Genomic DNA, 11,207 nt, shown 5'->3' on the forward strand with positions numbered 1-11,207 from the left:
TAACACTAATGACGTATGTCTTCCATTTCATAATTTTTTCAAATTTGAGCGTAATGGATTTGTCGAACTGTGATATAATTTACATCAGATGCGAGAGAGAAGGCAGGTGACACAATGCACATTTTAGCGGTCGGACTCAATTATCGGACGGCCCCGGTCGAAGTGAGGGAGCGGTTCGCAATTGCCGAGCAAGCTTTACCAGAGGCGTTACAACAACTGAAGGCAACGAAAAGCGTACTAGAATGTGTGATTGTTGCGACTTGCAATCGGACGGAAATTTACGTTGTTGTTGATCGTCTGCACATGTGCGGACATTTTATACGCAGTTTTATGGAGAAATGGTTCCAGATTCCTCGTCAAGAATTTACAAATTATTTATATATTTACGAAGATGATCGTGCTCTTCATCATTTATTCCAAGTTACAAGCGGACTGGATTCCATGGTCATCGGGGAGACGCAGATCTTAGGGCAGATGAAAGAAGCATTCCTGCTCGCACAAGAGTACGGTGCAACGGGAACATGGTTCAACATGCTCTTTAAGCAAGCCATTACGATGGCCAAACGTGCTCATGCGGAGACGACGATTGGCGAAGCGGCGGTATCGGTTAGTTATGCAGCTGTTGAGCTCGGTAAGCGAATCTTTGGTCAATTCACGAAGAAGAAGGTCTTGATCCTCGGGGCTGGTAAAATGAGCGAGTTAACCGTGAAGCATTTGTATGCGAACGGAGCGGACGAAGTGATCGTTGCGAACCGTACGTTAGCGCGAGCGGAACAGCTGGCATCGAAGTTCAATGGACGGGCTTGTTCGATTCAAGGCGGTATATCATTGCTGCATGAGGTGGATATCGTTATTAGCTCTACAGGGGCTGACGGCTACGTGCTGGATGCGAAGCAAGTGCAGGAGAGCATGAAGAAGCGGAAGAATCGACCGATTTTTATGATCGATATTGCGGTGCCGCGCGACTTGGACCCAGCGATTGGTTCGGTACCGAATGTGTTCTTGTATGATATTGATGATCTTGAGGGGATTGTTGAGAGTAATCTTGAGCTTCGCCGCAAGGAAGCGACGAAGATTGAAGCGATGATCGCGAAGGAGATCGAAGCGTTCCGCCATTGGCTGAAGACGCTCGGCGTGAGCCCTGTCATCTATGCCTTGCAGCAGAAGTCGGCGCAGATCCATCAAGACACGATGGAGAGTCTGTTCAAGAAACTGCCTGATCTGGATGAGCGGCAAGCGAAGGTCATTCGAAAATTAACGAAGAGTATTGTTAATCAAATGCTGCATGATCCGATTCTGCGAATCAAAGAAATGGCTGTTGAGAAGAACGGCGACGAGGCCATCGAGATGTTCACGCAAATTTTCGCGCTCGAGGAGCAGATGGAGAAGGCGGAAGCAGAAGAGCAGCGTCAGAACAAGGCACATGAGCATAAGCAACCATCATCACCCGAGATGAGAATGAACGAGAGATCGTCTGCCGGATCGAAATCTGGATTTGCATGGGCGACCGTAACGGAGTAGGTGGTGAAGGATTGATGTTAACTCAGAATTGGATATATGATGCGATTATTTATATATACGCCCTGAGCCTTCTGTTTTATTTCTCTGATTTTGCACAGCCAAATCGGAGTGCGAAGCGGATGGGCACGGGGCTTCTTCTTTTTGTATGGGGCCTGCAGACCATTTTCCTTGCTAGTAAATTAATTGAGCAGCCGGCTGTTCCATTATTGTCGGTTCTTGAATTTATGTTTTTATTATCTTGGCTGCTCGTCACGATATCGCTGCTTATTAGTTTCTTTTTCAAGATTGAATATATCGTGTTTATCGTCAATGTCATTGGGTTTGCCGTCCTCTTACTTAATTTATTTAGCAGTCCGATCGGGGAGCAGCGGCTGGAGCATTGGCAGATCGTCAAGGAGATTCTGATTCTGCACGTAGCCTTCGCAATAATCAGCTTCGCTGCATTTACGATCGGTACCATATTCTCGGGTATGTATATGTACCTGCATCGGAAATTGAAGGATAAGCAATGGGATGATTCGGTGCGTCGGTTACCGAGCCTTGAGAAGATTGATCGTTATGCGAACCTGTCGATCATGGTTGGCACGCCGCTCTTGATTCTATCACTCGCTGTCGCGGTCTCATCGATCTATGTGGAGGAGAAGCTGAATCTGCTCCTTGATGTGAAGGTGCTGCTTACATTCGTCGCAGCAATTTGTTACGTGTATTATATTATTAAAAGAGTATCGCTTAAAACTACAGGATATCGATTGGCACGTTGGGCGCTGCTTGCGTACGCGCTCATGGTGCTCAATTTCGCTGTCAATTCGTTCTCGACATTCCATCATTGGATATGGGAGTGATGACGTTTGGAAGAAACATCGCATTCGACATATTATCCCATTTTAATGCAGCTGGAATCAATGCGGTGTGTTGTCATCGGCGGTGGCCGCATTGCAGAACGTAAAATTCGAGGTTTGCTCGAAGCGGGTGCCAAGGTGCATGTCGTCAGTAAAGTCTACACTTCGCAGATTGATCAATGGATTGCTGGTAATCGAATAACGGGTAGCCTTCGAACCTATCAATCGGAGGATCTTGCAGGCGCGCAATTGGTGTTCGCGGCGACCGACTCGGAGGAAGTGAACGAGCGCGTCGCAAGCGACGCACATGGGTTGGGTATTCTGGTGAATGTCGCGAGTTCTTCGCGCAGCAGTAACTTTGTGAATGCAAGCACGTTGCGCAGGGGCAAGCTGATTATTTCCGTATCCACCTCCGGGGCGAGCCCAGAGATGGCCAAACGAATTGTATCGAAGCTCGATGAGCAATATGGTGAGGCCTATGAGGTTTATTTGGATATTCTCGCCGAATTGCGACACGTGATTCAAGGGCATATCCCGGATGCAGGAGTTCGGAGACAGTTGATGCAACGAATGATCGGGATGAATTGGATTGAGCAGATTGAGCAAGGGATGTTTCCGCCGAAGGATTCGGGTTGGATGGAACGTTGGATCAATGAACAGATGGCATTGATCGAGGAATAGACGATGCAATGGTGGAAGTCAGGACGAGGAGGCAACACGATGCGTAAGATTATCGTAGGAACAAGACAGAGCGCGCTTGCGCTAACACAAACAGGACAAGTCATACAACAGTTGGAACAGATTTGTGAGAAGCACGGGCTTCCTTACCAATTCGAGATCCATAAGATTGTAACGAAAGGCGATAAAATTCTAGATGTTACGCTCTCGAAAGTCGGAGGTAAAGGATTATTCGTCAAAGAAATTGAGCAAGCCTTAATGGACGGGGTTATCGATATGGCCGTCCACAGTATGAAGGATATGCCGTCAGAACTGCCGAAAGGCCTCATGAATGGCGCGATACCGAAGCGAGTAGACCCGAGAGACAGTCTAATTTCTCGCGAAGGACGCAAGCTGGCTGATCTGCCGATCGGCGCCAAGGTAGGAACGAGCAGTCTGCGTCGGTCATCACAGCTCCAGCATGCGCGTCCAGATCTGAAGCTGGAGTCCATTCGCGGTAATATCGATTCGCGCCTTCGGAAGCTGGAGACGGAAGGTTTCGATGCGATCATGCTCGCGACAGCGGGACTAGTTCGGATGGGCTGGGAAGATCGGATTACGGAGCATTTGGCGACGGATGTTTGTCTGCCGGCCGTCGGGCAAGGGGCGCTTGGTATTGAGTGCCGGGAGAATGATCCTGAGGTTCGGGAACTGCTACAATTATTCAATGACCAGGCAACGGCGTTGACCGTTCGGGCAGAACGTCGCTTCTTAGGGCAGCTCAACGGTGGCTGCCAGGTGCCGATCGGTGCATTTGCGACGCTCGTGAATGGTGATATCGAGAATCCCGTGATTGAGTTGACCGGCATGGTCGGTTCAACAGATGGGCGTGTTATACTGAAAGAAACGCTTCGCGGGAACAACCCTGAACAGCTTGGGGAACAAGTAGCTAATCAATTGATTGCACAGGGAGCAGACCGAATTTTGGCGGAATTGAATCAGTAGGGAGATGGACGGCATGGGGAAAGGAATCGTTTATCTTGTCGGCGCTGGGCCGGGAGATGCCAAACTCATTACATTAAAGGGTCTGGAGTGCATTCAGAGGTCAGATGTCATCGTCTATGACCGTCTTGCTTCTCCAAGGTTACTCAAATATATGAAGCCGGGCGCGGAGAAGGTTTATGTCGGCAAACTGCCGGATCGGCACACGATGAAGCAGGAAGACATTAATCAATTGCTTGTAGATCTTGCTCTTCAAGGTAAAGTGGTAACTCGTCTGAAAGGCGGCGATCCAACCGTGTTCGGGCGTGTTGGGGAAGAAGCTGAATTGCTGCGGCAGCATGATATCGGCTATGAGATCGTACCGGGCATTACTTCGGCGATCGCGGTCCCTGCTTATGCGGGGATTCCTGTGACCCATCGAGATCTAGCTTCCTCGTTCTCCGTCATCACGGGTCATGAGAGTCCAGATAAACTGGATAAGTCTATTTATTGGGACAAAGTAACGAATGCGACAGGAACACTCATATTTTTGATGGGCGTCGCTAAAATCGACTACATAAGCGAACAACTCATCAAGCACGGCAGGCCGCCGGAGACACCCGTTGCGCTTGTCCGCTGGGGAACACGTCCCGAGCAAGAGACGCTGGTTGGGACGCTTGCGACCATCGCTGAGCAGGTACGGGTGACCCAATTCCAATCTCCAGCGGTTATTGTCGTCGGTGACGTTGTCTTACAGCGTGAGAAATTAAAATGGGTGGAGCAGCAGCCGTTGTTCGGCAAACGGGTGCTCGTCACACGTGCAAGATCGCAAGCGAGTGATCTGGTACAGCAAATCGATGATCTGGGCGGGGAACCGGTTGAATTCCCAGTCATCGAGACGAGAAGAACGTCATCGCCGGATCAGCTGGCTGTCATCCAGGAGACGATGCAGCAGCTGGAATCGTACGATTGGGCTATTTTTACAAGCGTCAATGGCGTCGAGTGTTTCTTTGAGCATTTGCGTGAGCAGCGGATGGATATTCGGCGGCTAACGCGTGCTCGTGTTGTCGCGGTAGGTCCGAAGACGGCAGAAGCGCTCGAAGCACGCGGGATCATGACGGAATGCTTGCCGGAAGAGTACCGTGCGGAGGGAATACTCGAAGCCATTCGCGCAGAGCTTAACCCAGGGCAGCGCGTGCTGCTCCCGCGAGGTGATCTTGCGCGCAAATGGCTGCCAGATGAGCTTCAGAACCTAGGGCTTGACGTGACGGACTTGAAAGTATATGAGACCGTGCAAGTGAATGCAGCGGAGGAGAGTCGCGAATTGCTCGAGCAGTTGAAAGAACGAGAAATTCATATGATTACCTTTACGAGCTCCTCGACGGTAACGAATTTCGTTCGCGCGTTCGAGCAGATTGGTGTTACGAATGTATCGGAATTGCTTGGCGGGGTGGATGTCGCTTGCATCGGACCGCTTACGGCGGAGACCGCGGTAGCAGCAGGGCTGACCGTATCGGTCATATCCCAAGAGGCAACGATTGAGTCGTTAGTCCACGCGCTATGTGATCTGGCTAGATAACCCACATTCATGTTCTCATTCCAAATGATATAACAGATTTGATTTCTAGGAGGGTACTATAATGAGTTTTCCAATCGTGAGACATCGTCGTCTGCGCCGTACTGCAGGCATTCGCAGCATGGTGCGTGAGACGGTATTAACGGTAAATGATCTGATCGCACCGATTTTTGTTACTTACGGAACAAATGTCCGTGAAGAAATTCCTTCGATGCCTGGTGTATATCACCTGTCCATGGACCAATTGGATGCAGAGATCGATGAGATCGTCAGCTTGAATATTCCAGCGGTACTGCTATTCGGTGTGCCTGAGACCAAAGATGCCGTAGGCTCATCCGCTTATGCTGAGGACGGTATTGTACAGCAGGCGACGCGGCATATTAAGAAAAGATATCCAGAGCTTGTCGTCGTGGCGGACACATGTTTGTGCCAGTTCACGGATCATGGACATTGCGGCATGGTGCATGTGGAAGAACGCTGCGGTGAGCTGCATGGTGAAGTGGATAACGATGCTTCGCTTGAATTGCTTGTGAAGACGGCTGTGTCCCAAGCGGAAGCCGGTGCAGATATAATCGCGCCATCGAACATGATGGATGGATTCGTGCAAGCCATTCGTGCTGGCTTAGATGAAGCAGGCTATTCTCATATTGCGATCATGTCTTATTCCGTCAAATACGCATCCGCATTCTACGGACCATTCCGTGAAGCAGCGCATTCGGCGCCGCAATTCGGGGACCGCAAGACGTATCAAATGGACCCGGCCAATGCGCAAGAAGCGCTTCGTGAAGCTGAATCGGATGTTCTCGAGGGTGCAGATATGCTCATGGTGAAACCGGCGCTCGCGTATATGGATATCATTCGTACGCTCAAGGATCAATTTGATCTTCCGCTTGTCGCGTATAACGTGAGTGGGGAATATTCGATGGTCAAAGCGGCTGCGCTGAACGGCTGGATTGATGAGAAGGGGATTGTACTCGAAACGCTCGTCGGAATGAAGCGTGCGGGCGCTGATCTCATTATTACGTATTTTGCCAAAGATGCAGCAAGATGGCTGAAGTAAAGGAGATAGGAACTGAAATGGACAATCTTCATACACGTAAAGACGACCGTGCAAGAGAGGCATTTGCAGAAGCAAAAAAATATATTCCGGGTGGCGTGAACAGCCCTGTTCGTGCATTTAAATCGGTAGGCCTTACGCCGGTATATGTTGATCATGCGGCAGGATCTCGGATTTATGATATCGACGGCAACAGCTTTATCGATTATATCTGTTCCTGGGGACCGCTCATTATGGGGCATGCTCATCCTGAAGTTATTGAAGCCATTCAAAAGACTGCAGCCAAAGGAACAAGCTTCGGTGCGCCGACAGAAATTGAAACATTGATGGCTAGATTAGTATGTGAACGCGTGCCTTCCGTGGAGATTGTACGGATGGTGAATTCAGGGACGGAAGCAACGATGAGCGCAATCCGCCTCGCACGCGGCTATACGGGCCGCAGTAAAGTATTGAAATTCGAAGGGTCTTATCATGGCCATGCCGACAGCCTGCTCATTAAAGCGGGTTCCGGCGTAGCGACGCTCGGCCTTCCGGATAGCCCAGGCGTTCCAGAAGGGGTAGCATCCAACACTATTACCGTGCCATATAACGATATGGAGTCGGTTCGTCTTGCCTTCGAACGTTATGGCGAAGAGCTTGCTTGCGTGATCGTTGAACCGATCGCAGGAAACATGGGTGTGGTACCGCCATTGCCAGGGTTCTTGCAAGGCTTGCGTGATATTACAACACAGTATGGCAGCTTGTTAATCTTCGATGAGGTCATGACAGGATTCCGTGTACATATCAATTGTGCTCAAGGCTTGTATGGCATCACGCCTGACTTAACTTGTATGGGCAAAGTGATTGGCGGCGGCCTGCCTGTTGGCGCCTATGGCGGTAAACGGGAGATTATGGAGCAGATGGCACCATCCGGTCCAATCTATCAAGCAGGTACGCTAAGCGGTAATCCTCTTGCGATGATTGCAGGGTATACAACCTTGAAGCTCTTAACGCAAGATGTATATGAACAGCTAGAACGGCAAGCGGTGAAGCTGCATCTTGGATTTGAGAATAATGCAAAAGAGCTGGGGGTTCCCGTTACAATTAATCGCGTAGGATCGATGGTCTGTCCGTTCTTCACTGATCAATTCGTGATCAACTATGATACAGCAAAGACAGCGAATTTGGATCATTTCCGCCGCTATTTCAGCAATATGTTAAATGCGGGAGTAAGTATCGCGCCATCGCAATTTGAGGGCATGTTCGTCTCAGCGGCGCATAGTGATGCTGATATCGATGCGACAATCGAAGCGAACTATACCGCGCTGAAGCAGCTATGATTCCAGACAGATATCTTTCTCCTGAACAATGGGTACGCAAAGGGGAATGGCTCGTGACGACTGCATCGCAGTCGTCTCTTCATATACCGGAGAAGCTCGCGGCGAAGCTCACGCATCAAGGCGATCTTATGAAGACGGGAGATCGTCTGCGTGTCCGACTATTCCCTGAAGAGACGGATGCCTTCCCAGCGTATTGGACAGAGCTTGAGGTGCTCTACGAAGACGATTTCTGTATGGTGGTGAACAAGCCTGCTGGCATGCTCGTACATCCCACCGTGCCGGATCAAGTCGAGACGCTTGCGAACGCGGTCGCAAGCTATTACATAGGCTCCGGCCAACAGCATCGAGTTCGGCATATTCATCGGTTGGATGAGTATACGTCAGGGCCTGTCCTTTATGCGAAAAATGAATTCAGTCAAATTCGGCTTGATGAAGCGATGCGCGAGAAAGCCGTTGAACGGATCTACGTTGCGTTCGTGCAGGGCATCGTTGATCCGAAGCTTGGCAAGATCGATGCGCCGATCGGCAGAGATCGTCATCACAAGCAGCGACGTCGTGTCTCGACCACAGGAGATCACGCCGTGACGTATGTCGAGCTGCTCGAGACTTTCCCGCAGGCAAAAGTAAGCCTAGTACGGCTTCGACTGGAGACGGGAAGAACGCATCAGATTCGCGTCCATATGAGCTACGCGGGTCATCCGTTGCTTGGAGACACGCTCTATGGCGGCAGTGATGAGCATGCGGCGTATCAGGCGCTGCACGGCGAATTGCTGTGCTTCCAGCATCCGATGTACGGAGAGCAGCTTGAGGTAAAAGCGCCATGGACCGTGATGTTCGAGGAGTTGTATGCGAAGTTCAGCGAATGGAATGCATAAACGTGTTGGATCTGATGATCTAAAAAAAGTAGATGAGAGCACAAAGTAGAACAAATAGGAAGGGGGTACGGGGTGGAGAAGCGATAGCGTCCGCCTTTGAAATTCGTGTTATAACCGCTAAACTTCATTCAATGAACACGAATTTCAACAGCGGGTGGAACCCCGTACCCCCTCCTTTCACATGCTCAAACGTAGCAGTTTCTTGAAGGACCTGGCCAACGGCCAGGTTCTTTTTGCTAAGATTGATAATCTCCACGAAGATCGCAAACTTTGTCCCACTTTTCGAAAAATATATGGCATGCTCTTTCCTTCTAGGCATATAGATAAATGTAAGTAGTCATGAGTTCCATCTGACAATGATGGTCATTTAGGTTTATATGCAGAAGGGAGGACCTCGTTTTGTTTGATCAATCCTATGGTTTGCGATTTGACATTTACGAGCGGGTTCACTTATCAGATGAAGTAGTTGGGATACAAGAATTAGAAGAGATCGAGCTTGTTCCGAATGTTCAAGTCGTTCCGCATGGAGACCACGCAACGCTGCGCGGCAATCTACTGCTGTCTGGCGTATATAAAGGCGACGATGAACAGCGATCAACGCTGACCCTCACGCACTTTATCCCTGTGGAAATTACGCTGCCAATGAATCGAGTACAGAGTCTGGACGATATTTCCGTCGAGATTGAGAATTTCGATGTGGACTTACTGTCGACACGGACGATAAACATTAATGGCGTGCTGTCGCTCAAAGGCATTGAACTCACGCAGCCGGAGCAATCCCCATGGATGGCTGAGCAGTTTACTGTTGTGCATCAGACCGAGCCGGCGAAAGTTCAGGCTGGCGCACCGAATGATTTCCGTTCACAATCGAATGAAGAAGAGAATGATGACGAGGCCATTCAAGCCAGTAAAAATAATGATGCCCTGGATATTCTCGAATCGGTTAGCTTGTATGAACGTGAGCAGCAAATTGAACGTGAGCTCGAGCAGAAACAGCAACAACAACAACAACAGCATATTGAGTTCCACCCTGAAGTCATTACTGTACAGCCTGAAGTCGATCCTCGGAGTGAGATCCCGCAAGAAGCTGTGGTAACCGCGGAACGAATTGCCGGTGCATCGCCCAGCGAGCCGTTCCAGCAGATAGATTCGCTCGAGACGGACAAGGAACCTCAGCTGGATTTTACGCAAGAGGAACCAATCGAGCAAGAGAAAGTCTTTATTTCAAGTGCTGACAATGCTGTGGAAGAGTCGTCGCAAGAACCATTCTTTGATTACGGATTCGTGGAAGAGCAACCAGCCCCGGATGTGGAGGAGCTCTCCGTCGAAGAACGAATCGCGGAAGAGAAGAAAGAGCTGAAGGTGGCCTTTAACAGTAAGAAGGATCCTGAACCTGAGAACGTGGGCAATATGGGTCTAAGTGCGCTGCTCTATTCGAGCAAGAATATTAAGGAAATTGAGACACGGCATGCCGTGGAAGAATTGGAGAAGCAAGCGAAGAAGTTGCGTTCTGATTCGAATGGTGAGGAAGTGGAGTGGAAGAGTCTGTTCTTGAATCATGAAGATGAGAAGAGAGCCTTCCGCAAATTGAAAATATGTATTGTTCAGCGGGAAGAAACTTTGGATGTGATCGCCGATCGATATAACATGAATCCACGTGAACTTCTGCTCTATAATCGGTTGAATGATCATACCATTGCGGAAGGTCAAGTTCTGTATATCCCCTAATTGAATTGAGTGGAGCAAAATGACATTCGATGAACATGATGTTCAGCTTGGATCGGATGAGCGAGCCCCCTCACCTGTCCCGTACGAGAAAATCTCGATCGGTTCAGGTGAGGGGTTTTTTGCTGTTTTATGAGCGGCTTGCCTGATACATGTTAAAGAGGCCTTACAGACTACCATCTGCAAAGCCTCCTAAACATGATGTATGCTAATAGACATTAAATAAAAATCCTAAGTAGATTAAGAACAGCGCGAACAAGATGAAGACACCAAATCCCGTAGGCAATATAAGCGTATGGACAAATTGAATGCAAATGAGAGGGAAAATGACGCCTTTGACGGCATAGCGGTTTTTGTACCACCATCGTTCCACGTTAGACCACCACCTTATCGTATTTTATGAGGATTGACGAGCCGGTATGACTAGGAAAGCCTTGCTTCTATACATCTAGCTGCGAAGATTGACGTTGGAGGATTTAAATGATAAAATATTGGATATTCTATATAGGAAAGACATTGAAAGGGAATAGTAGGCACCGAACCCTTCAGAGAGTGGAGCTGATTGACGCTGTGAGGCTCCGCAGGATGTAGTTGCTGAAGTCGCCCCGGAGTTGTTTGTTCGAATCCTTCTTAGATTGCAGATGTATCTGCCGATGC

10 protein-coding genes and 1 other annotated feature (1 of these 11 running past the window's edge) are annotated in these 11,207 nt (G+C 49.2%); of the genes, 9 read left to right on the forward strand and 1 reads right to left on the reverse strand.

Going from position 1 to position 11,207, the window contains the following annotated elements; translation table 11 throughout:
- Positions 1–114: 114 nt before the first annotated feature.
- The 9 genes from hemA (at position 115) to GCU39_RS00505 (ending at position 10,553) form a co-directional block, all read left to right on the forward strand.
- On the forward strand, positions 115–1,521 hold the full coding sequence (gene hemA, locus GCU39_RS00465; RefSeq protein ID WP_152391697.1) for a glutamyl-tRNA reductase: 1,407 nt from the start codon (positions 115–117) through the stop codon (positions 1,519–1,521).
- The gene (locus GCU39_RS00470; protein WP_321575615.1) at positions 1,500–2,363 is read left to right on the forward strand and encodes a cytochrome C assembly family protein; all 864 of its coding nucleotides are present in this window, start codon (positions 1,500–1,502) and stop codon (positions 2,361–2,363) included. Before hemA ends, GCU39_RS00470 begins: the two co-directional genes overlap by 22 nt.
- Before the next feature lie 6 nt (positions 2,364–2,369).
- Positions 2,370–3,041, forward strand: coding sequence for a precorrin-2 dehydrogenase/sirohydrochlorin ferrochelatase family protein (locus tag GCU39_RS00475; RefSeq protein WP_193726708.1), 672 nt, complete (start codon positions 2,370–2,372; stop codon positions 3,039–3,041).
- A 39-nt stretch (positions 3,042–3,080) separates the two neighbouring features.
- The gene (hemC, locus tag GCU39_RS00480; RefSeq protein WP_152391700.1) at positions 3,081–4,022 is read left to right on the forward strand and encodes a hydroxymethylbilane synthase; all 942 of its coding nucleotides are present in this window, start codon (positions 3,081–3,083) and stop codon (positions 4,020–4,022) included.
- Between the two features lie 13 nt (positions 4,023–4,035).
- Positions 4,036–5,577 carry a uroporphyrinogen-III C-methyltransferase gene (cobA, locus tag GCU39_RS00485; RefSeq protein WP_152391701.1) on the forward strand — a complete coding sequence of 514 codons (1,542 nt, stop codon included), beginning with the start codon at positions 4,036–4,038 and terminating at the stop codon, positions 5,575–5,577.
- A 61-nt stretch (positions 5,578–5,638) separates the two neighbouring features.
- Entirely contained in the window at positions 5,639–6,634 is a 996-nt protein-coding gene (gene hemB, locus GCU39_RS00490) for a porphobilinogen synthase (protein WP_152391702.1), read from the forward strand.
- Between the two features lie 17 nt (positions 6,635–6,651).
- Positions 6,652–7,950, forward strand: coding sequence for a glutamate-1-semialdehyde 2,1-aminomutase (gene hemL / locus GCU39_RS00495; protein ID WP_152391703.1), 1,299 nt, complete (start codon positions 6,652–6,654; stop codon positions 7,948–7,950).
- Positions 7,947–8,825, forward strand: coding sequence for an RluA family pseudouridine synthase (locus GCU39_RS00500; RefSeq protein ID WP_193726710.1), 879 nt, complete (start codon positions 7,947–7,949; stop codon positions 8,823–8,825). The genes hemL and GCU39_RS00500 overlap by 4 nt, the downstream gene beginning before the upstream one ends.
- Positions 8,826–9,224: 399 nt before the next feature.
- The gene (locus tag GCU39_RS00505; protein ID WP_152391704.1) at positions 9,225–10,553 is read left to right on the forward strand and encodes a LysM peptidoglycan-binding domain-containing protein; all 1,329 of its coding nucleotides are present in this window, start codon (positions 9,225–9,227) and stop codon (positions 10,551–10,553) included.
- Between the two features lie 205 nt (positions 10,554–10,758).
- Here the strand turns inward: GCU39_RS00505 and GCU39_RS31285 are convergent, their stop codons facing one another.
- Positions 10,759–10,923 carry a hypothetical protein gene (locus GCU39_RS31285; RefSeq protein WP_193726711.1) on the reverse strand — a complete coding sequence of 55 codons (165 nt, stop codon included), beginning with the start codon at positions 10,921–10,923 and terminating at the stop codon, positions 10,759–10,761.
- A 134-nt stretch (positions 10,924–11,057) separates the two neighbouring features.
- Positions 11,058–11,207: a binding site (T-box leader), on the forward strand (it continues 126 nt past the right edge of the window).

The sequence above is a fragment of the Paenibacillus guangzhouensis genome (assembly GCF_009363075.1).
GTDB lineage: Bacteria > Bacillota > Bacilli > Paenibacillales > Paenibacillaceae > Paenibacillus_K > Paenibacillus_K guangzhouensis.

Excerpts from the sequence above, each read along its gene's own strand:
- hemA (WP_152391697.1), top strand. The coding sequence starts at position 115 with ATGCACATTTTAGCGGTCGGACTCAATTATCGGACGGCCCCGGTCGAA.
- GCU39_RS00470 (WP_321575615.1), top strand. The coding sequence starts at position 1,500 with ATGGGCGACCGTAACGGAGTAGGTGGTGAAGGATTGATGTTAACTCAG.
- hemC (WP_152391700.1), top strand. The coding sequence starts at position 3,081 with ATGCGTAAGATTATCGTAGGAACAAGACAGAGCGCGCTTGCGCTAACA.
- cobA (WP_152391701.1), top strand. The coding sequence starts at position 4,036 with ATGGGGAAAGGAATCGTTTATCTTGTCGGCGCTGGGCCGGGAGATGCC.
- hemB (WP_152391702.1), top strand. The coding sequence starts at position 5,639 with ATGAGTTTTCCAATCGTGAGACATCGTCGTCTGCGCCGTACTGCAGGC.
- hemL (WP_152391703.1), top strand. The coding sequence starts at position 6,652 with ATGGACAATCTTCATACACGTAAAGACGACCGTGCAAGAGAGGCATTT.
- GCU39_RS00500 (WP_193726710.1), top strand. The coding sequence starts at position 7,947 with ATGATTCCAGACAGATATCTTTCTCCTGAACAATGGGTACGCAAAGGG.